The following is a 21750-nucleotide window of genomic DNA, read 5'->3' on the forward strand; positions in this document are numbered from 1 at the left end:
GCCGGCCGATCCCTTAGCAACTGGACGACGGCCTTCATGCCGACCAGGCCCGCAACCGCCAGAAGCCCGGCTCCCGCGGCGGCCGACCGTCGCGCTTCGACCCGACCGGCTACCGCGAACGCCACGCGGTCGAATGCGGCATCAACCGCCCCAGGAGAAACCGTGCTGTCGCCACACCTACGACAAGCTCGCCGTCCGCTACGAAGCGGCTGTGCTGGTCACAGCCGTGAACGAGTGGCTGAGACCAGCACCGTCGCAACGGCCCTCAGACGACGTCGAACTCGTTGCCCTCGGGATCCTGCATGGCTGCGGCGTAGAACCCCATCTCCGGCTCGTCCTTGATCCTCAGCACGGTGGCACCGGCTTCGACCAACTGGTCCACAGCGGCACTGACCCGCCGCACGCGGACGTCCAGCGGGACGTCACGGCCACCACCGACCTTCAGGTCGAAGTGCCACCGGTTCTTGGCGGTCTTCGGCTCCGGAACCTGCTGGAACCACACGCGCGGCCCGCGACCCGCCGGATCGACGATCGACTCCGGAATGTCGCCGGCACCGGCCGGCAGCTCTTCCGCGGGCACCCCCATCGCCTCCCAGTAGGCGCGCCATGTGGTGTGCCCGTCCGGCGCCGGCTCGGGCACATAGCCGAGGGCCCGGGCCCAGAACGCCACCATTTTCTGCGGATCGGAGCAGTCGATCGTCAGCTGTACTGTCATCTCCATGCCCGGAGCCTGTCAGGCGGGTCTGACAGACGATCCATTTTCGAAACAGGCACTGGGCCGCGTCTGATCTTGTGGTTGCTCGTGGTGAGTTGCCGGATACGGCGTGGGATCGCGGGCGCGGCGGAGGCGTGGACCGTTCGCTGGCTGAGGGCGGTCCCGCCTGACCGCTCGTCCTGGCACGAATCCGGGGCGACGAACTAATGATCTGGATCAAGGGCATCCAGGATGAGGGTGAGCCCGTAGGTGAACTCGTCGGCGTAGTCGTAACCGGGCTTGAGGACGTGCTCGGTGGCCAGTTCGGCGAGGTGGGGGTAGGTCTCGGCGGGCATCTCGCTCACGATGGCGCCCGCCACCTCGTCCAGCTCCGCCTCGCCCTTGAACGGCAGACTGAGCTCCTGGAGCACGAAGCCGTACAGGTAGCTGTCGATCAGTGAGACGGCGTGGGCCGTCATGGGGACGGAGAATCCTCCGGCGCGCAGCGCGCCGATGACGGCATCGTGGTGGCGCAGGGTCGCCGGGCCGGGCCGGGAGCGGGAGTCCATCAGGCCGATCGCCCACGGGTGTCGTTTCAGAACGGCTCGGGCGGAGCGTGCGCGGTGGAGCATGGCGCTTTTCCAGTCCGTGTCGCGCGGCGGCAGGTCGATCTCGGCGAACACCTCGTCCACCATGCCGTCGAGGATGTCCTCCCGGCCCTTGACATGGTGGTAGAGGGACATCGCCTCGACACCCAGCGGTTCCGCGACGGCCCGCATGGTGAGCGCGGCCGAGCCCTTCCGGTCGGCCACCGCCACGGCCGTACGAATGACCCGCTCACGACTGAGCGGGACGCGCCGGCCCTCGCCCTTCTTGGACATCCATCTCTCCTTCATTGACCACCTTACGCCATAAGGCTACTTTACCTTACAACATAAGGTAGGCGTGTCGACGAAAGGACTGTGCCATGGGCGCGGAACGAATGAAGAAGATCTGCATCGTCGGAGCATCGGGGAAGCTCGGGCAGTACATGGTCCGGCACGCGCTGGAGCGCGGATACGAGGTGGTCGGCGTCTGCCGGGAGCGCAGTGTGCCGAAACTGGCCGAGTTCGAGGGGCGGATGACGGTCATTCCCGGTCCTACGAACGACCCGGAGGTGATCCGCGAGGCGGTCGCCGGGTGCGACGGAGTGCTGACGGTGCTGGTGCCCTGGGGTGTGCGGCAGTACTCGTCCGGGACGGCGCAGGCAGTGCTGGATCACGCGCAGCCGGGTGCGCGGCTCGTGTTCTCCTGTGGCTGGCACATCACGCGCGACGGCAAGGACACATACTCACGGCTGTTCACCCTGGGCGTCCGGATCGCCGCCGTGCTGGGCAAGCTCGTCCGCGCCGTGGAGATCGACGACCAGGTCGAGGCCTGCCGACGGATCTTCGCCAGCAACACCCGGTGGACCGTGGTGCGCGGCAGCTCCCTGGAGGAGGGGGAGAGCCAGGGCCTGCCCGTGTGGAGCCGGCATGTGGGCGACCCGGTTCTGGCCAGCAACCTCACCCGCCGCATCGACTTCGCGCTGTTCATGGTCGAAGCCCTCACCGACGACACTCTCGTCCACGAGGCTCCGGCGATCGTCGGTTGCCGAACGCCGAGCGCCCTCGCTCACGTCTAGTGCCACGACACGCGCGAAGGCACTGATCTACTCAACTCCTCATGACTGCTTCCCGTGGGGAACGCCGGCAACAGGAAGCGAACTCACCAAGCCGGGGCAGTGGAGGAGGGCGCCCCGCTCCCCGCCCCTCGTGGGCGGAGGAGACACCGCTGGACGACGCACCCACCCTGGCCGACAAGCCCCGCAGTCGGGCATCAGCTCAGCACTGAGCGCTTTGGTGCGTACCGGCCGGTGCACGTTCGGGCGCACGCCGACAGAAGGTCCCGGACGAGAAGCGGAGCCCAGGTGGCATCCACCGCCGGGGGCTATCCCGGCGGTGACGTTTGCGTAGGTCACCGGCTCGTAGTGGGCCGGGAGCCGTAACGCGACCCGAGGTCGCGACGGCTATGAAATTCCCGGCTGCGGTTGGGTCGGCACTGGGGGTGTGAACGGCCGCCAACACCTGGTGGGTAGGGCGGCCGTGGGTGGGATCAGCTCCTGGTTCGAGTCAGTCAGCCCGGAGCAGGGCGCGCAGCTCGCAGGTGTCGATGATGTGGGCCCGCGAGGGAAAGACATGGTGGAACAGGACGTTGTGGACTTCGGTGTCCGGGTCGGCCACGCTGTCGGACAAGACGTAGAGCTGGTAGTCGCGGTCGGCCGCGTCGATGACGGTGGACAGGACGGCGCCGCTGGTGCTGACGCCGGAGACGACCAGTGTGGTGATGCCGCGCTCGCGTAGCTGCTGGTCCAGGTCGGTGGTAGACATGCCGCCGTAGCGGATCTTGCGCACGACGATGTCGCCGTCCTGGGGAGCCAGGCGCTCGTGGATGGCAGTGGCAGCGTCCTCGTGGTGCAGGACGCGGGGTTGGGCCATGGGGCGAAGGACTTGTTGGAGGCCGGGATCGCGTCCCAGTCGGTATCGGTGAAGCCGACGCGTACGTAGGCGATGGTGCCGCCGTTCGCGCGAACGTCGTCGATGGCCCCTTCTACACGACCGAGCAGGGCGTTTCGCTCCTCGCCTTCGGGTACAAAGGCCAGTATCGCGGGCTGGTAGTCCATGACGAGAAGAGCGGTGTGGGTGGGGTCAAGCGCGGGGGCAGTGCTCACGCGAGTGTTCTCCTTGCTAAGTGGTGCCTGCCGACGCGGACACGCACCGGCGAAACAGGTTGCGGCCTGTGGGTGGCAAGTTGTGGTGCCTCATGAGTGGCTGCGGGACAGCTCCGGCTCGTGCTGCGACGTCTGGTCCTGTCGGGGAAGCAGGAGCGGTGTGCTCAGGATGAGCAGTCCTGCGACCGTGAGAGCGGTTCGGGGGCTGGTGACGTCGGCGAGCAGCCCGGCGAGTGCGATGAGGACGGCGATGGACGCCTGCTGGCCGATCGACCAGGCCGACAGGGTGCGGGCGAGGAGATGCTTGGGGGTGTGTTCGAGCCGGTAGGTGGCGAGCACCGGGCTGTACAGGCTCATGTTGATGATGATCGCCAGCTCGACGGCCATCACGGTGACGAGGCCGACGACGCCGGGACGGACAAAGGCCAGGCCGATCAGCCATATGACGCGCAGTGTGCCGACGGTCTGGAAGACCCAGTGCCGGCCGAAGCGGGCTACCACACGGCGGGCCAGCCGCGAGCCGATGAGTCCGCCGAGGCAGGGGACGGCGAAGGCGAGGGCGTACTGCCAGGGCGGGAACCCGAGTTGGCGAAGCAGGAGCACAGCCAGCAGCGGCTCGGTGGCCATGATCAGACCGGCGACGAGCATTTGGTTGAGGAAGAGCGGCCGCAGACCGGGGTGGCCCATGATGTGTCGCCAGCCGTCGAGCAGCGCCCCCGCCCGGACCGCGCTCTTGTCGGTCGCTCGCGGTGCTTCTTCCTGGCCGCGGATCGCGGTGATACCCAACGCGGAGAGCAGGTAGCTGAGCGCGTCGGCCACCACCGTCGTGACCGGCCCGAACAGACCGATGGCCGCCCCGCCCAGCGGCGGCCCCACCGCGATAGAGCTCCAGTTCGTGGACTCGAACCGCGCGTTGGCGACGAGCAGGTCATCCGGTCGGACGAGGGCCTTGAGATAGGCGCCGCTGGCCGCGTTGAAGGCGATCTTGGCTGCGGCGGCCACGGCCGAGACCCCAAGCAGTTGGACAAAACTGAGCCACCCGAAGGCGTAGGCGACCGGGATCGTCGCCATGGCCGCAAACCGGGCCAAGTCCATCGTGATCATGACCGGGCGCTTGGGCCGGAATTCCACCCACGGCGCGAGCGGCACCGCGATCAGCGCACCCACCGCAGGCCCCACCGCGGACAGCGCGGACACCTCAGCGGGACCGGCATGCAGCACCAGCACAGCAATCAGCGGCAACGCCCCGAACCCCAGACCGGACCCATACGCGCTCACCGCATATGACGCCCACAGCCAGCCGAACTGCCGACCCAGCCGTCTCCTGCCCACCATGCTCAGCGCACTCCTCTTGATGGCTCACCCGAACAAACTGACGTTGACCGATGAGAGATAAGCGGGCAGGGCAACAGCAGGTCAAACAACTGACCTGCCAGTAATCCACAACCACCAGTTGTTCCCTAAGGTGAGTCGGCGTGGATCTCGAAGCAGTACGTACCTTCGTCGCCGTCGCGGAAGCGGGCCAGTTCCAGAAAGCCGCCACCGACCTGTCGATCACCCAGCAGGCCGTCTCCAAACGCATCGCCACACTGGAGCACGACCTCGGTGTGCGGCTGTTCACCCGTGCCCCCCGCGGCGCCGAGCTCACCATCGACGGGCAGGCGTTCCTGCCCCACGCACGCGAGCTGCTGCGCGTCGCCGAGCGCGCGGGTGAGTCCGTGCGCCCGGGCCGCCGTCCGCTGCGCGTCGACGTGCTCACCTCGCGCAGCGCGCAGTCGAGCCTGATACGCGGCTTCCATCGCGCACACCCCGAGGTCGACCTCGACGTGATGATGCTGTTCGACATCGAGACGGCCGTCACCGCCATTCGCTCCGGGGAGATCGACGCGTCCTTCCGCGCCGTCGCCGCGCCCGGCCGGCCCCTTCCCGAGGACATCGCGTCCGTCCGGGTGCTCGACGAGCCGCTCCAACTCCTCACCGGCCCCGCCCATGCACTGGCAGGCGCCCGGTCGGTGACCGTCGCCCAGCTCACCGGCACCGGATCTGGATGCCCGGCATCGCCCCCGGTACCGAGTGGGGCGCCTACTACGACGGCCTCGTCGCCGAATTCGGCCTCACCATCGAAGTGACCGGCCCCAACTTCGGCTCCGACGCACTCCTCGACACCATCGCCGACACCCCGGCCCTGGCCACCTTCATGGGCGAACACACCCGCCTCATCTGGCCCACCGACCACGGCCTGCGCCGCATCCCGGTGACCGACCCGACACCCGTCTACCCGCACTCGCTCCTCTGGCACCGAGACAACCCCCACCCGGCGCTGGCCACCCTCCGCACCCACCTCGCCGCCACGACGGCCGGCCAAGACGCCGCCGGGACCTGGGCACCGGGCTGGGTGATTCCTCGCTGAACGCCCCCGCCCGCGCCGGGCGGCCCTGCCCGGCGCCAGCGGTCAACGGCGGGCGCGCCGGGGGCGAGCAGGCTGGTCAGCTCGGGGATCGCCTCCGGGAAGGGCTTTAAGTAGCGGCGGACGTTCTCCGGCTTCTCGCGCCCGGGACTTCGCCATCAGCATCAACAGCGAGGCACCCTGCTCGCCGAGACGGGCCAGAGCGGAATGGCGGTACTGGCGCAGTCCCAGCCCGTACCCAGCCCGCGCAGGACGGTGTGCTCGTCGAGCAGGGCGGGGGCCTGCCCGTACGACAGCCTGGCCGGCCCGGTGTCCGGGCATGCGTCGCGGGGGCTGACACGTCCGCCACCGCACGTACGGTCAGCGCCTCCCCGGCCGGCAACTGTACGACGGTGGGCGCCGCTTCCCCTCTACCGAAAATCAAAAGCTCACTTCGCGTACAGCCCGGAGAACGTCACCGCAGGTGGCGGATCAAGTTACCGCTGATATTGGGGTGTTATCCGTGGGACGACTGCAGACCGGTCCGCCGGCCAACGCTCCGTCAGCCGCCCATCAGGGGCGACGGAGGCTTAGCGCCGGTTTTCGTTCCGATGTTCCTCACGACGGGGCCACGCACCGCCACCGGCCTGCTGGTGACAGCCACGATCTGACCGACAAAGGCTGACGGCTACCGGAACGGACGCGTCCTCGCGCGCGGCGGTAGTAGAGTTGAGTTCAGCGGGACTTCTGCGGCACCCCGACGCAATAGTTCGAGGCAGTGCCGGTCTCGTCGTCTCGGTGGCGCAGATGCGTCTTGTCCTCGACCACGCCTCCCTCGGCCAGGGACCCCGGGCAGCATCCGATTCGTGTGCGACTCCGAACCAATCGACCGGCCCCAATTTCCCGCAAGCGAGCGAAATCTTCGCCGCCTCCTGGTCGGCTCGCTGGATCCGGCGGTATCCCCCGATACACCGAAGCCGTGCAACATCACCTCGATGCGGACGTTCGACCGGGCACACCGGGAGTCCACTCCACCGGAACGGTGAGTGCCCAATAGTCCCCATACTCCCCACCGAAAGGACTCAGACGAGTCATGAAAAACCCAACTCGTATCACCGGCGGCCCCGAGCGCCAGATGCTCGAATACATGCTCGACCACGTCCGAGGCGAGCTGATCGACACAGTGCACGGCCTGTCTGAAACAGAGGCCCGCCACCGTCTCGTCCCGTCCATGACGACGTCGATCGGGCTGGTCAAGCACGCCGCGTTCGCAGAAAGGATGTGGTTCCAGCACATCCTGGGAGGTTTGCCGGAAGCCGAATGTGACGGCGCCATGGCTGGCGAAGCCAGTTTCGTCGTCAGTGACAACGAAACAGTCGCCGACGTCATCGCCGAATTCGAGCGCGCCAGCAACCGCGCGCGAGCGATCGCCGCGGACATCGACCTCGACGCCACCCGACACCGCCCTGGCTTCGGCACCGTCAGCCTGCGATGGATCTACCTGCTCATGATCCACGAATTCGCCCGCCACGCCGGCCACAGCGACATCCTGCGTGAGCAGACCGACGTCCCCCGGCAGACTTGAGCCAGACGAAGGCCAAAGCCCGCCCGTACAGCCTGCGGACGGGCGTCGTTGCAGACCCCCGAACCGGCAGACCGCACACCGGCGCGATCCGGATCGCAACGTGGCCGATCCCGCCGCCACCGCCATGGACCAGGATGCGATCACGCTCGCTGACGTCGGCGAGGCCGACGCACCCTGCCACGCCGTCAGCCCGACGATCGGGAGTGCAAAGGCTTCAACGTGGGCGAGCGCGGCCGACTTGCGTACCAGGTGCAGCGGTGAGCTGCCACCAGCTCGGCGTTCGCGTACGCGTACGCGTACGCTGGCCGCGGGAACAGCTGCACCCCGAACCAGTCGTCGCCGGGCCGAAACCGCCACGTCTCCGGCGACTCCTCGACGACGCCACTGATGTCACAGCCGAGGATGAACGGCGGCCGACAAATCGACGGGAACTCGCCGGCGTGCAGGCACGCCTCCAGCGAGATCACTCGGCGAGTACGGGCAAGTGAGCGCCGTTTGCCATACGTTGCCCCCTCGACCGGGACCTCTCCCCAAATCCGCCAGGTAGGTTTCCGCTACTCGGCTCGGCCGCTGAAGTCCCGTGCGGCCGGGCGCGCGGAGGCATGAGAGGGGAGATCCGTGGGAGCGAAGCGACCGTCTCGGCTCACGCTGAGCCGGGGGACGGCGCGTTGGGGGCTTCTGGGAGCGGCCGGCGGCCTGGCGGTGGCCGCACTGTGGCTCGGTTCCAGCGCGTTGACGACGAACCACTCGTCCGGCCCGGAAGGTCCTGCCGTCCTGGGCGTGGCGATCTTCATGGCGGGCCTCGTCAGCATGATTGCGGTGGGGCTCATGGGTCTCCCCTGGCCCTACTGGGTCGCGGTCGGGGTGTTGAACGTCCTGATGGTGCTGCCTCTCGCGTTCCACGACGATGCCGTCCTCGACCGGCGCAAGGAGCGGGTGAGGGCCGTGGTGTCACAGCTCCGCAACTCGGTATCGCAGCCGAGTGGCACCACCACCCGGGTCTGCCGGGTCCGCCTGCCGGACGGAACCCGGGCGGACGTCGCCGGTACGGGGTGCGACAAGGGCACCCGGATCGGCGACCGGCTGACCGTCTACAAGGATCCGGAGGACCGGGTGGCTGCCCGACTCGAGGTACAGATGACGGCCGGACCGATGATGTGGCTCATCGGGGCCTGCGTTGCCGGGCTCGTCATGCTGGGGGCGCGGATCGGTGTCCTTGTGGGCCGCCGAAACCGCCGCGCCGCCGTACGTGAAGATCGATAATGCTGTGCCGTGAATGGAACAGCTGGAGGAACGGTCCTCGCCCTGATCGGCGTCCTGTTGGGAACGGCGGGGACCCTTATAGGCCAGTACCTGGTAACGCGCGTCGAGACGCGACGCGATCGGCAGCAACGCGCGGACGCGGAGCGCATCGAGCGAAAGGAGGCCATCTCGGGCTTTCTGGCGGCCGCACAGCGGGTCGAGCTGGTGCTGGATCGCCGAGACCTCGGACTGCCGACGCCCGACGACCCGGCCGATGAGAAGCTGCACGACCTGTGGCTGGCGAAGAAGAGCGTAGAGCTGGCATGCCCGCACGCGACAGCCCAAGCCGCTCACGATTACACCAAGGCACTGCACACGCGTCTGCGCAACTCGGAGGCGCACGCGGGTGAATGGGTAGGCATCAAACGCGAATCGCGATACGCGTTCATGGAGGCGGCCCGCGAAGCGCTGGAGAGCGGGCGTCCGCGAATCCGGCGCTGACATGGAAGCCCGCTGAGGGCCATGAACGGTGCGACGGCCCCGCGCTGGAGGCGGGTACGGGCCTCAGCCGACCTGCAGCACACCGCCTCCTGCTGCGCACCCGCAGCTACCACCCGGCCAACCAGTCCACCCCCTCCCGTCTTGCCCACCGTGCATGCGCATCCTCGGCGGTGCAGGCGCCGGCTGTCTCGCCCCCGCAGGCAGCGGCTTCTCAGCCGCCATGGGCCTCCACGCGGCGGTCGAGCAGGGACAGAAGCCCCTGTTCCTGCTCGTCACTGTCGGCCAGCGGCACGACAGCCCCCAGTTCCAGCCGGTTCTGGACGGCATCCGCGTGCCGCGGACCAAACCGGGCCGACCGCGCACCCGACCGGTCAAGGTCCGCGCCGACCGGACCCACGGGTCCCGGGCGGACCGCCCCTATCTGCGCCGACGCGGCGTGCAGTGCACCACCCCGGAGAAGGCTGATCAGATCCGCCAACTGCCAGAAGCTCGGCTCCCGACGCGGGCGCCGGCCGAAGTTCGACAATGACGATGACAAGGAGCAGCACGCGGTGGAGTGCGGGATCACAAGGCTCAAGCGCCACCGCGCGGTCGCCACACGGTACGACGAACTCGCCGTCCGCTACTACGCGGCCGCGCTGGTCGCAGCCCTCAACGAGTGGCTATGACCAGCACTCCTGTACTTCGCAGTGAACCACCGCTACACGCGCGGCGCGGGGATCAATGTGTCAGTGTCCGTCCGCCGTCATGTCGGTGTCGCGCCGCCTTGGTGCAGTCATAGGTCATCACAAGATCAGCCCGGCGTGCAGGTCGTCTGCGAAGTCGGCCGTGCCCGCGAGACCGAAGGCCACGCGCTGGAGCAGGAATCCGTGCAGCAGCCCCATCACCACGCGGGCTGCGCGGTCCGGGTCCAGGGCTGTGGGCACCGTGCCCGCAGCCCGGCCGCGGCGCAGCGCGTCGGCGACAGCGGCGCGGACTTTTTCGAAACCCTCCGCGGCTGGGCCGCGAACCTCGTCGTTGCGCAGCACCTCCGCCCACGTCTGCACGACGCAGCGCAGCAGTTCCTCCACTGCGACCTCGTGCCCCGCCGAGTCCTGCACCGTCTCGCGGCCGATCGTGTCGAGCGCGGCGGCCACCAGTTCCGCGACGGACGGGGCGTCCGCGCTCTCGGCCAGCCGCTCAACCGGTTCGAAGATCAGCCGGAACGCGTCGCCCGCGATAGCGAGGATGATCTCCTCCTTGCTGGTGAAGTAGCGGTAAGGCGCGCCCGCCGAGACGGCTGCCTCCGCGGCGATGTCCGGCATGGAGGTCTGGTGGAACCCGTCACGGGCGAAGCAACGACGGGCCGCAGCGACGATCTCCGCACGCTTCGCCTCGCGGCGCTCGGCTGTAATGCGCGGCACGGTCGCCTCCTTGATCGTGAATGAACATTCATCTTGACAGCTCCACTGTTCTGGGGACACCTTAAAAGTGAACGATCATTTACGGAAGCGGCCCACTCCGCGGACCCCGGAGAGGAGATCCACTGATGAGCACCGAGCTGAGCATCGGCGTCTACGCCTACGAGCACACCGAGGCACTGTTCGACGGCCGGGTCATGGTCAACGGAGTGGACGCGACGTTCGAGACGGCACCGCTCGTGTCGGACATCTTCCGCCGCGCGGTCGAAGGACACTACGACCTCGCCGAGTTCGGTCTCACCTACTTCCTGCGCACCTTCGACCGCGACGACCCGCCGTTCCTGGCGCTGCCGATCCTGCCGAACCGCAACTTCCGCCACTCGGCGATCTTCGTGAACACCGCCGGCGGGATCGTGCAGCCGCAGGACCTGGTCGGCAGGACCGTCGGCGAGTTCGCTCTCTATGGCCACGACGCCGGGATCTGGTCGAAGGGCATCCTGGCCGACGAGTACGGCGTGACCCCCGACCAGTGCCGCTGGATCATCGGCGGCACCAACCACCCCATCCCCGCCTTCGACTGGGTCCCACAGCCCGTCCCGGACGGCGTCGAGGTTCGCCACGCGGAGGAAGGCCAGCCCCTGGGAGTCATGCTCGAATCCGGCGAGATCGACGCACTGATCTCCGTCGACGTACCGCAGGCGGCGCTGGACGGCTCCCCGAAGGTCGCCCGTCTGTTCCCCGACTACGAGGCCGTGGAGCGCGACTACTACCGCCGCACCGGGATCTTCCCTCCTATGCACATCATCGCGATCCGCAGCGAACTGGCACATCGGCCGGGCCTCGCACGGGCCGTGTACGACGCCTTCACGCAAGCCAAGGTGCTCGCCGAGCGCAAGTACCGTGACGACGCCAAGAAGCAGCACATGAGCGTCATCACTCCGTGGTTCAGCTCGCTGTTCGAGGAGAACCGTCGGCTGCTCGGCGACGACTGGTGGCCCTACGGCGTCGCCGCGAACCGCAAGGCGATCGACACCTTCTTGCGTTACCACCACGAGCAGGGGCTGTCGAAGCGAGAGCTGACGTGCGAGGACATCTTCGTCCCGGAACTCCTCGACACCTGAGTCGAGCGGAAAAGGCGTTTCGGGCCTGCCGATCCGAGAAGGAGGGACTGGCCGTCGCCATGGCCCCTGCCGATCGGCCATGACCAGCACTTTCGCAACAGGCCCTGGTACGCCGACAGAAGCCGACGCGGAAACACGGTGGAGCCCGGTTCACGTCCACTACCGCTGCTGAGCCTGAGTTCAGCCTGCTCACATTTCGAGCAACAGGGGCGTTGCGTTCACCCCGGCGGTCCGGCCAGGGCATTGATGGCCGGGCGGAGCAGCGCGGCGATGTGATCCGCAGGGGCCTCGCGAAGCGCGGCCAGGCCGAGGAGTTGGTGGCCGATGGTCACGCCCAGCAACGCGGTGACAACCAGCGCAGCGCGCAGTTCGGAATCCTCGGCAGCGGGCAGGGCGGCACCGATGCTGTCGATCTGCCGAACGAGAGCGGCACGCACGTGATCGGCTGCCGTCTGGTCGGTGAGCATCGACCGCATCATCGCCAGCGTGCCCTCGGGAAGACTGCCGAGCTTGAGGCCGAGCGAGGCCAGCAACTGATCGACGAGTTCGTCGGTCTCAGTGGCCGTCAGCGGGGCGGGCAACGCCTGCGCGGCTTGGCCGAACAGCTCCCGCTTCGAGCCGAAGTACTGCATGACCAGAGCCGGATCGACACTCGCCGCGGCCGCCACTGCGCGAATGGTGGTGCGCTCGAATCCCTTCTCGGCGAACAACTCCCGGGCGCTGTCGAGGATGCGCACCTCGGTCGCTCGGCGTCGGTCGGCGCGGGACTGGCGAGAAGTGGACACTGTTTCACTCTACAGCCGTTGACCGAACTTCCCACCGACCCTACGGTGTGTGGGTCAACAAGCGTTGAGCGAATGGAACAGCCCCCGTGCCCTCTCTGGATACACCTGCTGTTCGCACCCCTCACGAGGTGCTGACCTGCTACTACCAAGCCATACTCGACAAGTCCCCGGACGATCTCGCCGATCTCTACTCCATCGACGCGGTGCACGAGTTCCCGTTCGCCTCACCCGGCTTCCCCCCGAGCTTCGAGGGTCGTGAGGCCGTGCGCGCCGGCTACAGGGAGGCCTGGGGTGCCAGCCCCGTCCAGGTGGAGGAGGTCAGGAAGGTCGCGGCCTACGAGACCGCCGATCCCGAAGTAATCGTCGCCGAGCATGTCGTGGTGGGAACGCTGCCGGCCAAGGCCACCACGTTCACCGTCCCCGGCCTGCTGATACTCCACGTCCACAACGGACTGATCACGCGAGTCCGCGACTACATGGACGGCCTGGGCGTCGCCAGCGCCAGGAGCTGAAGGCCCGACCAGTACAGCGGCAGCCTGCACCGAAAGGGAAGGCACTCAGTGGCCAGGAGCTGACGGGCTTCCGCTGTGGTGACCAGGCGACGGCGCCAGCCACCGCGGGCCTGCCAGCAGGCACGGTGGTGGAGCTGCCACCACGGGGTGCCACCGTGTCCACCGGGGGGCCGGATGGCCGACTACTACTGTCCGGACACCGCACCGTCGGTCGGTACATGGTCGTAGGAGTCGCCAGGGATCGGAACGATGTGCTCCGCGACGACGCTGAAAGCCACAGGCACACCCTCTGGACTGGCGTACCCGTCCGGGCCGGGGCGCGCCGTGAGGATGGCGTGGCGTTCGTGCCGCCAGCGACCGTCTCGGGTACGGGCATGAGCGCGGACCGCCACGACATCGAACGCCTGCCCGCCCGGCGTCCGGGCCCGCACCCAAGGGTCCGGGTTCTGGTCGCCCTCACGACTACCACATTCGAGTCATAGTTCGAGCGCGGTAAGTGGGCCTCCTCTCCTCCCCTGCCCCAGAGAACGCCGTGTCAGCCGACTACGCACAAGCAGGACGGCCCCTTCTTCCTTCTGTTGACTGTCCGCTCAAGTGTTTCCGTATGCCTGGCTTCGCCATTCAGCTCCGACGTGGCTCGTTAGCTCGTGGACGGCATGCGGCTCAGGAGGAGCGGGCCAGACGATCGTCCAGCAGAGGGCGGACCGTCATCTGGCCCGTCAGCGTCGCACCGACCAGCATGACCGCGCACCCCGGCGACCATCGCAGATCAGCTGAATGTTGAGAGCCGAATGGCCGCTTGGATTGTGTTGTCATGTTGCGGGAGCCCGATGTTGTCGGGGTGTGCGCTGGAGGGCGACGATGGCGGCGTCGTCGCCCAGGCTGCCGCCGCTGTAGGCGAGCAGGTCGTGCTTCAGCCGCCGCACCAGTGTCTCGGCGTCGTCCCCTGCCCATGCGGTAAGCCGCTCGGCCAGCGGGTAGAAGTCCCCCGCTGCGTCCCGCGCCTCGATGACACCGTCCGTATACAGCAGAAGCAGGTCGTTGTCCCCGAGGGGAAAGGTGTCGGTCCGGTAGTCCGAGGCGGCGAGCTCGCCCAGTCCGAGCGGGGTCGCCGGCTGGTCGGTATGGAGCGGCGTAACGCTTCGGCCGCGCACCAGCAGCGGCGGTGGGTGACCGCAGTTGACCAGCCGGACCACGGCCCGGTCGTCGGGGATCTCGACGACAGCGGCGGTGATGAAGTCTTCCTCGCTGGTCCGGTCGGCCTCGGCGAGTTCGACCAGGTCCCGACTGACGCTCCGCTCCAGGTACCGGGTGAGCGGAGACAGATCGGCGTGCTGGTGTGCCGCTTCCCGGAAGGCTCCCAGCAGCAGGGCCGCATCACTGACCGAGCTGAGCCCCTTCCCCCGCACATCCCCGATGATCACCCGGGTTTGTCCACCAGTACGTGCGGCAGCGAACAGGTCACCGCCGACCTGTGCCTCCGCCTCGGCTGCCAGGTAGGCCGAAGCAACTCGCAGCGGCCCCAAACTTGGGGGCAGCGGGCGAAGCAGTACGCGCTGGACGGCCTCGGAGACCGAACGTACCTGGGTCATCTCCCGCTGCTGCCGCTCACGCAAGGTGACGAACACCGCGATGACCGCCGTGACAACGACCAGCGCGAGAATCTGCATCTGATGGTTGACGGTCAGCCATCCGCGCCGAGTCACTCCGATCGCGAGCTGCGCCGCTGTGGCGACCGCTCCGACCAGCGCCACGAGCCGAGGCCCGCCGATGGCGGCGGTGACCGCCGGCGCCGCGACCAGCAAGGGGCCGAGGTGGACGTGGGGCGGCGCCAGGATGTCCACCACTGTGACGACGGCGATCAGCCCGAGCGGAAGCGCCAGCAGCACACAGCGTGGCTGCCACGGCCGGCTCTCAGCCCAATCTCGTTCTCCTGGACGCACCACCATCCCTGTATAACCCGGACCCGATCCAAGTTTCCTGTCCCCACACCGGCAGCTCAGCACCCGCTGGGTGGGCGAGTCGGACGGAGTCCTGCGGTTCACGCCAGGCCGGTGTACGCCCAGTGCGGCTCACAGCGACTTATGCAACCGCCCGGCCGTTCTGCACTGGCTAGCTCATACGGCGCGGCCAGGCGGCTCATCAGCCACCTGCGTGTTCTCGAACACCGCTGCGGCGATGAGGAGTGCATGCTGCGGCGCACCACGCCGGGGACGGGACGGGGGTGTCCTGGGGGTGCACAGCCGCGTCACCTACGCCCACTGCCACAGGTGCGTGGTCCCCTGCCGCCCACGGTGGCCGGGGACCGCCTCAACGCGAGCCGGCCCCAGGACGCCCGGCCTCGAGACAGGGAGCGCTCTCGTGGGTCGCAACCGTCATCCAGCCTCTTGCAGGTCAGCCGCGGGCTCGCGTCACCCGGCGGACCTCGATGACGGTGGCGACGGCGTGCAGCCAGCGTGCGGCGAGGTCGTCGACGTCGACGCCGCCCGCGAGGTCGGCCCCGGCGCGCAGCCAGTCGCGTACGGCGCCCGCGGCGTGGGGGTGAGGAAGGGGCTCGGGTAGCTCGGCGGCGCGGGCCAGGCCACAGGCGCGGACGGTGTCGGCGAGGAAGGCCACCGAACGCGGATGGGTGCCGAGGCGGTCGAGGATCACCGCGGCACCCGCGGCGCTGTCACCGAAGAGGGCCGTGCGCCGCGGACCGGGAGCGATGGTGGTGAGGCCGTAGCGCAGCAGGAGGGAGATATCGAGCCGGGCCAGTTCGTCGTCGGTTCGGGCTGGGGGGTGCGGGGTCGGGTTCATCATCGGCCTCTGCTGTCTCGTCCACTGTCGAGTCCGCCGAAGTCAGCTGACGGTGACGGTGTAGGTGACGCGCTCGGGTGCGGGCAAGGGCTGTGCCGTCGGGCCCTGGGTGCGGCCGTCAGGGGGGCACGTGGTGGTGGCCACGCAGTGCGTCAGCACGATGCGGGTGCGGCCCTTACCAGTGGCCTCGAAGGTGAAGGCGAGGTCGCTGCTGGAACCGGGAACCGGCTCATCGCCGGAGTCCGACTCGATGTGCCGCCCACGGCTGCGGATCACCGCGCTGTCGGGCTTGGGGTCGGCCAGGAACCAGTGCTCCCGGGTGGAGGCGTTCTCGTTGACGGTGAGCGTGAAGCGCTCCCCGACCTCGGCGGTGATGCTGGTGTCCCCTGTGGGGTGACGGGTCGGCTCGTCGGCGCCCGACCCGCAGCCGGCGACGAGCGTGAGGGCAACGGCTACGGCGACGATGACGCCCGCACCCCCACCGGTCCCGGCACGAGCACCCGCAGCCGCAGCCGCATCCGCATCCGCATCCGCATCCGCATCCGCATCCGCATCCGCATCCGCATCCGCATCGACCGGACTAGTCCGGAAGGTAGACACTGTACGCATCATTGAGCCCTTTGCTTGCGGCCTTGCCCATATGGCCGTTGATGAAGTCGTTCTCACTGACCCAGGTGGTCGTGCCCCAGGGGTTGTAGACCTGCAGCATTCCGCCCTCCTGCCCGATGATCACCATCGCGTGGGCACCATCCTCGCCCTTGACATCGAACGGAACCGGCTTCCCCTCTGCGACCGACTTCTCCACCGTGGTGAGGACCGCCCTGCGGTCGTCGGCACTGCCCAGGTCGCGGCGCTCGTAGTCGTCGCCGGTGGCGCCGCCGATGGTGGAGTCGGCGATGCGCTCCTGCCCCTCGAGGCCCATGCCGCCCCAGTTGTCGCCGCCGTCGCCTGCTTCGTGCAGCCGGTGCTGCTCGTCCACGAGCCGCTGCCGGAAGGCGTCGGGGTCGTCCTCCTGGCCGCTGGGGCCTCCGGTCAGGCCGAGAGCGTAGACGGGATCAACCATGGCGCGGGCGGTGACCGTGGAGGAGGCCACGCATGTGCCCTCCGAGCCGTCACCGCCCTGTATCCACAACTGAGTGCCGAAGCTGACCTGGTCCTTGTTGTTGTTGGAGCCGTCGGCGGCTTGGCCCTCGTCGTCCATGCTGTCGGGGGCGGTGACCACCGGCGTAAGGTGCCGGCGCAGCCACTCCTCGCTCCTGCCGTGGATCTTGCTCCCGAACTGCTCGATGTCATCGACGCCGTGACCGGCGGCCAGGGCCTTCATCAGGTAGGCCCGCTCCTGCGGACTGTACGACTGCGCCAACATGCGCTCCATGGCCGCCTCGTCGGCGGCGTTCAGCCTCTCCATACGGCGGCCGGCACGCTCCAGGTCGTCGGCGCTGAGAATCTCGTTCAGTTCCGCGGCACCGCCCCCGGTGCTGGTGTCGGCCAGCACCAGCTTGTCGACCGCGGACAGGTCATCGGTGTCCAGCTTCTCGGCGCGGGCCTCGGACGCCCACTTGTTCAGGTCCCGGACCGCGGCGCGGACCGCTTCCTCGGTGACCGTGGCGGCCCGGTGCATCATCGAGACTCCGGCCGAGGCGATGCCGCGGGCTTCTTTACGGGCCCGCTCCTCGTCGTCGTCCTCGTGCAGGTCGTCGAACCAGCCGTCCCTGCCGCCGAGCTGCCTCTTGGCCTGCCGCAGTCCCGCGCGCCCCTGGTGGTCCTTCCGCTGCGCGTCCCCGAGCGCGTCGGCCAGCTTGAGCAACGCCTTCGCGCCGCCCCGGAAGGCCTCCGCCATCTGCGTCGCCGACCGTCCCGCTGCGCTCACCACGTTGGAGGCGAGGACACTCGTGTCACCCACCCACACCTCCGGCAAGCCCTTACGGGCCACCCTGTGGACCCGCTTGTACACGTCGTCGACCTTCTCGGCCTGGTCGCGGTAGGTCTTGCTCAACGATTCCAGTGTCAGGCTGTCGCCCGGCGGGGCGGGGACGGACAGCGCACTGTCGATGTGCTCCAGCAAGTCGTTCTTGCTGCCCGCCGTGGATATGTGCTCGCTCAGGTCGGCCAGCTGCCTGCGGCATTCGGCCGGGGTGGCGTCGGCCCACAGAGATATCGTCACCGGTCGGGCCCTCAGTACTCGGACAGGGCCGACGGGCGGTCGGCGTGGACGGACGGGGTGGAGACGATGCTGTCGCCGGCGGGAGTCGGCATCGTCGTCATCGCGTCGTTCCCGGCCCGGGCCGGCATCGCGGTGGTCCCGTCACCCACACCCACGTGCGTGCCGTGGACGCTGGTTGCGACGAGGTGATCGGTACCGGCGTACGCGCCCTTGGCCCCGTCCACCTTGCCCGCCAGTTCGTGCAGCGCGCGCTCCAGCAGTCCGGCCTCGGACTCCCAGGCGGTGGCGTACGCGTTGAACGCCGCCGCGGCCTCGTTGCCGCCCAGCGCGTCCGGCACGTAGCACATCGCCGGGTCGACCGCCTTGCGCACCTTGCCCGTGTCGTCGCCCGACCGGTCGAGTTCACCGGCCTTGCCGGTCATGCCCGACTTGGACTTGATCTCGTAACCACCCGACAACGCCCTCTTCCTCCGTTTCCCATCTCCCCCGCTCCCTCCCAACAGCGCTGCTCGGAAGGTGCGTTGCCCAGCATGCCGCCGGGGAGATTAACACGCCTCACCTGCGGTTTCGGATGGGTCACGTGTCCCGCACACCGCGCTCACACCATGGGCGCGCCACAGCCACTTGGGCCGCCGGGAACGCCTGGGGAGATGCCCGGCAGCCCCGCGCGCGATGCAACGATCCGGTCGTGCTCACCCCCGTTCTGCACCGGCTTCCACAACCACCGCCGGCGCAGGGGCACGAGCACGTCACGGGGTCCGGGCACCCTGCGCCGCGCAGGCTCCGGCACGCCGCAGAACGTTTTCACCACCGTCTGCTGGTCCTCGGTGGCCGTCACGGGTGAAGTCCGTACGGCGGAGATGCGGCGCCCTTGTACCCGCGCTACCTCAGCGGCAGTCGTCGCTTCGTGCGGCAGTGCACGGGAGGGAAGGGCGTAGGGGTCCTCATCAGAACCTCGAAGGGGGGTCGCACGGGGAGAGGTTCGCGTGAGCGGGGCAGAGACTGCTGCGCGAGACTGAGGGTCCGCATGAGCCCGCTCCACCCTCTTCTCTTCGAGCAACCGACTGCAGGTCTGTCTTGTTGCCCGGTCGGTACGTCAACACGCAGTGGGAGAACGAGGGTTGGATCGCAGCAGCACGGACGCCACGCGGCCTCTTGTTGTGCAGCTGCTTTCGGCCAGCCGTGCCCGCAGGTGTCTACGAACCCGCGGGGGACCGGGCGCCCGGCCCCGGGAGGGCTGCACTCCGTAGGAAGGGGACGACGGGGCGGGGTGCCGGGCTTGGTGTTGCTCGACGTAGTCTCCAAAAGGCAAGGAAGATGAAGGGGGCTGGGGGGGCCGAAGAGGCCGAGAGTGGCAAAGAGGCACTGGGTGAGGCGGAAGCGTGGGAGGCCCCGGACCAGGTGAAGTCCTGGTCCAGCTTCCTGGCCACACTGGCCCTCGCTGCTGTGGTCACAGTGGTCCTCATGCTGTGTGTTCCGCTCAAGGAGGGGAGGACACAGGAGTCCTGCGGGCCGACCATCGCTCCCAAAGATCCCTACCTCCACACCGTCGAGTGCAACACCCGACACATCCGCCAGCTCGGCTACGCCGGTCTCCTCCTGGCCGGAGGACTCGGCTGTGGCGTCGTCAGTCTCCTGCTGCGCATCGAGCGGCGCACGCCAGAGCGGACCTACGCCCCCGACGAAGAGCCGGGTGCGTGATTGCGTGTGCGCCCGGCCCCCACAGGTCCAAGGTTTACGACCGGGCAGAGAAGACACCGCCCCTCCGAAGCCCGGCAGTACCCCATTGCGTTTCACCTCGACGGTGAGAAACACGGAGACGGCACGATCACCCCTTGAAGGACAGCGTGCCCGCGACGGTCAACAGCCCCCATACTCAGGGGTTTGCTCGTAGGACCCAGGGGCGCAGGGATTGGCGAGGTGGCCCTGGACGGTGACGCCGCTGCTGGTGAGCGACGTGGCGTCGGTGGCGCGTCGTCCGTGACCGTAACGGCCTACCGATCTCGGTGGGAATCTCTGCCGCAGATGTGCACGACAGTCAGGCGCTCATCCCGCTGGTGCGCTGTATTCCTCCCACCCGCTCGCGCCGCGACCCGCCGCGCCGCCGCCCGGACGAGCTCCACGCGGACAAGAGCTACGGCTTCGACTACCTGCGTAACTGGCTGCGGCGCAGGCAGATCGTGCCACGCGTCGCCCGCCGTGGCGTTGAGCCTCCAACAGCCTGGGGCGGCACGTTGGGTGATCGAGCGCACCCTGTCGCGGCCGGGCGGCTGCCGCCGTCTGCACCGCCGTCACGAGCGCAGGGACAAACACTTCCCTGCCTTTGTCGGCCTTGCCGGCGCCCCCGTCTGCTACTGGCGTTCCGTCCGCTGAGGAGACGTGCGGCAGCGGGTACAGTCCCGGCGAGCCGATCGGAGCCGGGGGGCAGCTTGGACAGCGCAATCAGCCAGATCGTGATCGCGGTGCTGGGCGTCGGCGGTACGCTCGCGGCCGCCGTGATCACGCAGCGAGGTGCCGACCGTGCCAGGGCCTGCGAGCTGGAGCACACGAGACGCCTCCAGAAGGATGAACGCGAGTACGCCACGCGTCAGGCTCAGTTCGAGGCGCGGCGCACGTGCTACGCCACTCTCAGCGCGGGTACTCGCGACTTGGCGAACGTGATGGCGAAGGTCCTCCACGCACTGGAGGAGGGCGAAGTGAGAGAGGAGCTGCGCTCAGAGCTGGACAGGGCACGCCGCGACCACCGGTTGCGTCACGCTGAGGCCCAGATGGTGCTGCCCGACGCCGTGGCGGCAACAGCCAGCACGGCGAACCGCCACCTCGGGGAACTGTACGGCCTGTTGATGCGACTCGACGGAGGCATCGCCCGGCAGGGTGAGAGCTTGGAGACCGCGTGGGAGAGCTTCGGCAAGCTGTGGGATCCCCTGTGGAGAATGCGCCACGTGATGCGCGTCGACCTCGGGATCACGGCACCCGACCAAGCCCCGTAGGGCCAACGCACATGTCCCAGTTCGCCAATCAAGATGCGGTCTTACCCTTTTACCAGGCCGCCGAGCCGACCGTTCCAGAGGTCGGCAGCCAGTCCAGGGTGACCGCGAAGACCAGCACACCCATGAGCGCGAACCAGAAGCGCGATGCGGGCGGGGCTGGTGCGTCAAGAGATGCGCAAGGGAAAGATGACGGCGCCGGTGGGCTGCTGAGCGCGTGGCGTACGAGTGCCGGCAGTCCGCCTCCTTCCAGCGGTGGTTCGTCCAGAGCATCGCCAACTCCGCGACACTGGGGTGAGCACTGGCGGCGGTGCCGACACGAACCGGTCGGCGACAGCCGGCAGACCCCTGACCGCCAAGACTTGACTTGCAGTGCGGTTCAAGTTTCAGAGTGGCGTCATGACCGCATACGACGACGCGCTCCTCCTCTTCCGCAACACCATGCGCATCACCGACGGCCACCTGGAGAGCTTCCGCGACGCCATCGTCCGAGCGGTGGATTTCGCACGGCAGCACGGGCCGCAGATGATGGTCGAGACCTTCGTGGACGAAGAGCGGATGCTCGCGCACAGCTTCCAGCTCTACCGGGACTCCGACGCGGTGCGCCTGCACTGGAAGCTGGCCGACCCGTATATCCAGGAAGTGATGGAGCACTGCCGGGTGCAGCACTTCGAGGTGTTCGGCGAACCGGACGATGACGTGGCTGCGAGCCTGCGCTCAGCTCTGGGAGAGCAGTGCCCGCCCACGTTCTCGCCCCGCATCGCCGGCTTCGTCCGCTTCCCGGCGGGCTCTCAGGGGTAGCCGACGCGACACGGCAGTTGTTGA

General features: G+C 68.4%; 21 protein-coding genes and 3 pseudogenes. 11 read left to right on the forward strand and 13 right to left on the reverse strand.

Translation table 11 applies throughout. The features are described from left to right. Positions 1 to 265: 265 nt before the first annotated feature. Together HC362_RS00630 and HC362_RS00635 are read right to left on the reverse strand one after the other, a co-directional pair. The gene (locus HC362_RS00630) at positions 266 to 721 is read right to left on the reverse strand and encodes a VOC family protein (protein ID WP_243081703.1); all 456 of its coding nucleotides are present in this window, start codon (positions 719 to 721) and stop codon (positions 266 to 268) included. A gap of 197 nt (positions 722 to 918) precedes the next feature. Beyond that, positions 919 to 1590 (reverse strand): TetR/AcrR family transcriptional regulator, encoded by a 672-nt coding sequence (locus tag HC362_RS00635; protein ID WP_243081704.1) that lies wholly within the window; start codon positions 1588 to 1590, stop codon positions 919 to 921. A 71-nt stretch (positions 1591 to 1661) separates the two neighbouring features. Here HC362_RS00635 and HC362_RS00640 point away from each other — a divergent pair, with 71 nt between their 5' ends. Then, a complete protein-coding gene (locus HC362_RS00640; RefSeq protein ID WP_243081706.1) occupies positions 1662 to 2357 on the forward strand; it encodes an NAD(P)H-binding protein in 696 nt (231 codons plus the stop codon). A gap of 487 nt (positions 2358 to 2844) precedes the next feature. Here HC362_RS00640 and HC362_RS00645 read toward each other — a convergent pair whose 3' ends face one another. Both HC362_RS00645 and HC362_RS00650 read right to left on the reverse strand, forming a co-directional pair. Next, positions 2845 to 3210 (reverse strand): cysteine hydrolase, encoded by a 366-nt coding sequence (locus tag HC362_RS00645; RefSeq protein ID WP_243081707.1) that lies wholly within the window; start codon positions 3208 to 3210, stop codon positions 2845 to 2847. 323 nt (positions 3211 to 3533) lie between these two features. Then, complete coding sequence (locus tag HC362_RS00650; protein ID WP_243081709.1) at positions 3534 to 4778, reverse strand: MFS transporter; 1245 nt, start codon at positions 4776 to 4778, stop codon at positions 3534 to 3536. A 140-nt stretch (positions 4779 to 4918) separates the two neighbouring features. Here HC362_RS00650 and HC362_RS00655 point away from each other — a divergent pair. Further along, positions 4919 to 5853 (forward strand): annotated as a pseudogene (locus HC362_RS00655) (LysR family transcriptional regulator). A gap of 56 nt (positions 5854 to 5909) precedes the next feature. Here HC362_RS00655 and HC362_RS00660 read toward each other — a convergent pair. Continuing rightward, positions 5910 to 6188, reverse strand: a pseudogene (locus HC362_RS00660) (site-specific integrase); the annotation flags it as partial. 734 nt (positions 6189 to 6922) lie between these two features. On the opposite strand from HC362_RS00660, the gene HC362_RS00665 reads away from it, so the two are divergent. Next, on the forward strand, positions 6923 to 7414 hold the full coding sequence (locus tag HC362_RS00665) for a DinB family protein (RefSeq protein ID WP_243081711.1): 492 nt from the start codon (positions 6923 to 6925) through the stop codon (positions 7412 to 7414). Positions 7415 to 7496: 82 nt separating this feature from the next. Here the strand turns inward: HC362_RS00665 and HC362_RS00670 are convergent. Next, a pseudogene (locus HC362_RS00670) lies at positions 7497 to 7872 on the reverse strand (NADP-dependent oxidoreductase); the annotation flags it as partial. Positions 7873 to 8032: 160 nt separating this feature from the next. On the opposite strand from HC362_RS00670, the gene HC362_RS00675 reads away from it, so the two are divergent. The 3 genes from HC362_RS00675 to HC362_RS00685 all read left to right on the forward strand — a co-directional run bounded on the left by HC362_RS00675 (position 8033) and on the right by HC362_RS00685 (position 9686). Then, complete coding sequence (locus HC362_RS00675) at positions 8033 to 8677, forward strand: DUF3592 domain-containing protein (RefSeq protein WP_243081714.1); 645 nt, start codon at positions 8033 to 8035, stop codon at positions 8675 to 8677. 9 nt (positions 8678 to 8686) lie between these two features. Then, complete coding sequence (locus HC362_RS00680) at positions 8687 to 9157, forward strand: hypothetical protein (RefSeq protein WP_243081715.1); 471 nt, start codon at positions 8687 to 8689, stop codon at positions 9155 to 9157. Between the two features lie 154 nt (positions 9158 to 9311). Further along, positions 9312 to 9686: a transposase gene (locus tag HC362_RS00685; RefSeq protein ID WP_243081717.1), complete on the forward strand. Its 375-nt coding sequence runs from the start codon at positions 9312 to 9314 to the stop codon at positions 9684 to 9686. A 256-nt stretch (positions 9687 to 9942) separates the two neighbouring features. Here the strand turns inward: HC362_RS00685 and HC362_RS00690 are convergent, their stop codons facing one another. After that, positions 9943 to 10560, reverse strand: a complete 618-nt coding sequence (locus HC362_RS00690; protein WP_243081719.1) for a TetR/AcrR family transcriptional regulator — start codon at positions 10558 to 10560, stop codon at positions 9943 to 9945. Between the two features lie 125 nt (positions 10561 to 10685). On the opposite strand from HC362_RS00690, the gene HC362_RS00695 reads away from it, so the two are divergent. Continuing rightward, a complete protein-coding gene (locus HC362_RS00695) occupies positions 10686 to 11678 on the forward strand; it encodes a phosphate/phosphite/phosphonate ABC transporter substrate-binding protein (protein WP_243081720.1) in 993 nt (330 codons plus the stop codon). Positions 11679 to 11896: 218 nt separating this feature from the next. On the opposite strand, the gene HC362_RS00700 is transcribed toward HC362_RS00695, so the two are convergent. Next, positions 11897 to 12415: a TetR/AcrR family transcriptional regulator gene (locus HC362_RS00700; RefSeq protein ID WP_243081722.1), complete on the reverse strand. Its 519-nt coding sequence runs from the start codon at positions 12413 to 12415 to the stop codon at positions 11897 to 11899. A 134-nt stretch (positions 12416 to 12549) separates the two neighbouring features. Between HC362_RS00700 and HC362_RS00705 the strand changes: the two genes are divergently transcribed. Beyond that, complete coding sequence (locus tag HC362_RS00705) at positions 12550 to 12975, forward strand: nuclear transport factor 2 family protein (protein WP_243081723.1); 426 nt, start codon at positions 12550 to 12552, stop codon at positions 12973 to 12975. An 812-nt stretch (positions 12976 to 13787) separates the two neighbouring features. Here HC362_RS00705 and HC362_RS00710 read toward each other — a convergent pair. From HC362_RS00710 to HC362_RS00730, 5 genes are all read right to left on the reverse strand, one after another. Further along, entirely contained in the window at positions 13788 to 14858 is a 1071-nt protein-coding gene (locus HC362_RS00710; RefSeq protein WP_243088298.1) for a PP2C family protein-serine/threonine phosphatase, read from the reverse strand. A 511-nt stretch (positions 14859 to 15369) separates the two neighbouring features. After that, positions 15370 to 15777 carry a hypothetical protein gene (locus HC362_RS00715; RefSeq protein ID WP_243081724.1) on the reverse strand — a complete coding sequence of 136 codons (408 nt, stop codon included), beginning with the start codon at positions 15775 to 15777 and terminating at the stop codon, positions 15370 to 15372. Positions 15778 to 15816: 39 nt separating this feature from the next. Beyond that, on the reverse strand, positions 15817 to 16374 hold the full coding sequence (locus tag HC362_RS00720; RefSeq protein WP_243081725.1) for a protease inhibitor I42 family protein: 558 nt from the start codon (positions 16372 to 16374) through the stop codon (positions 15817 to 15819). Continuing rightward, positions 16355 to 17938: a peptidoglycan-binding protein gene (locus tag HC362_RS00725; RefSeq protein ID WP_243081726.1), complete on the reverse strand. Its 1584-nt coding sequence runs from the start codon at positions 17936 to 17938 to the stop codon at positions 16355 to 16357. Before HC362_RS00725 ends, HC362_RS00720 begins: the two co-directional genes overlap by 20 nt. 11 nt (positions 17939 to 17949) lie before the next feature. After that, positions 17950 to 18396: a hypothetical protein gene (locus HC362_RS00730; RefSeq protein WP_243081728.1), complete on the reverse strand. Its 447-nt coding sequence runs from the start codon at positions 18394 to 18396 to the stop codon at positions 17950 to 17952. A gap of 859 nt (positions 18397 to 19255) precedes the next feature. On the opposite strand from HC362_RS00730, the gene HC362_RS00735 reads away from it, so the two are divergent. From HC362_RS00735 to HC362_RS00745, 3 genes are all read left to right on the forward strand, one after another. Next, the gene (locus tag HC362_RS00735) at positions 19256 to 19639 is read left to right on the forward strand and encodes a hypothetical protein (protein WP_243081730.1); all 384 of its coding nucleotides are present in this window, start codon (positions 19256 to 19258) and stop codon (positions 19637 to 19639) included. Between the two features lie 728 nt (positions 19640 to 20367). Then, positions 20368 to 20928, forward strand: a complete 561-nt coding sequence (locus HC362_RS00740) for a hypothetical protein (protein WP_243081731.1) — start codon at positions 20368 to 20370, stop codon at positions 20926 to 20928. Between the two features lie 396 nt (positions 20929 to 21324). Next, positions 21325 to 21726 (forward strand): hypothetical protein, encoded by a 402-nt coding sequence (locus HC362_RS00745; RefSeq protein ID WP_243081733.1) that lies wholly within the window; start codon positions 21325 to 21327, stop codon positions 21724 to 21726. Positions 21727 to 21750 lie beyond the last annotated feature (24 nt).

Source organism: Streptomyces sp. 891-h, from assembly GCF_022760275.1.
Classification (GTDB): Bacteria; Actinomycetota; Actinomycetes; order Streptomycetales; family Streptomycetaceae; genus Streptomyces; species Streptomyces spirodelae.

Bases quoted from the DNA above. Each gene is read 5' to 3' on its own strand.
- HC362_RS00735 (WP_243081730.1), top strand. From the start codon at position 19,256: ATGAAGGGGGCTGGGGGGGCCGAAGAGGCCGAGAGTGGCAAAGAGGCA.
- HC362_RS00695 (WP_243081720.1), top strand. From the start codon at position 10,686: ATGAGCACCGAGCTGAGCATCGGCGTCTACGCCTACGAGCACACCGAG.
- HC362_RS00635 (WP_243081704.1), bottom strand. From the start codon at position 1,590: ATGAAGGAGAGATGGATGTCCAAGAAGGGCGAGGGCCGGCGCGTCCCG.
- HC362_RS00630 (WP_243081703.1), bottom strand. From the start codon at position 721: ATGGAGATGACAGTACAGCTGACGATCGACTGCTCCGATCCGCAGAAA.
- HC362_RS00715 (WP_243081724.1), bottom strand. From the start codon at position 15,777: ATGATGAACCCGACCCCGCACCCCCCAGCCCGAACCGACGACGAACTG.
- HC362_RS00745 (WP_243081733.1), top strand. From the start codon at position 21,325: ATGACCGCATACGACGACGCGCTCCTCCTCTTCCGCAACACCATGCGC.
- HC362_RS00640 (WP_243081706.1), top strand. From the start codon at position 1,662: ATGGGCGCGGAACGAATGAAGAAGATCTGCATCGTCGGAGCATCGGGG.
- HC362_RS00650 (WP_243081709.1), bottom strand. From the start codon at position 4,778: ATGGTGGGCAGGAGACGGCTGGGTCGGCAGTTCGGCTGGCTGTGGGCG.
- HC362_RS00645 (WP_243081707.1), bottom strand. From the start codon at position 3,210: ATGGCCCAACCCCGCGTCCTGCACCACGAGGACGCTGCCACTGCCATC.
- HC362_RS00665 (WP_243081711.1), top strand. From the start codon at position 6,923: ATGAAAAACCCAACTCGTATCACCGGCGGCCCCGAGCGCCAGATGCTC.
- HC362_RS00685 (WP_243081717.1), top strand. From the start codon at position 9,312: ATGCGCATCCTCGGCGGTGCAGGCGCCGGCTGTCTCGCCCCCGCAGGC.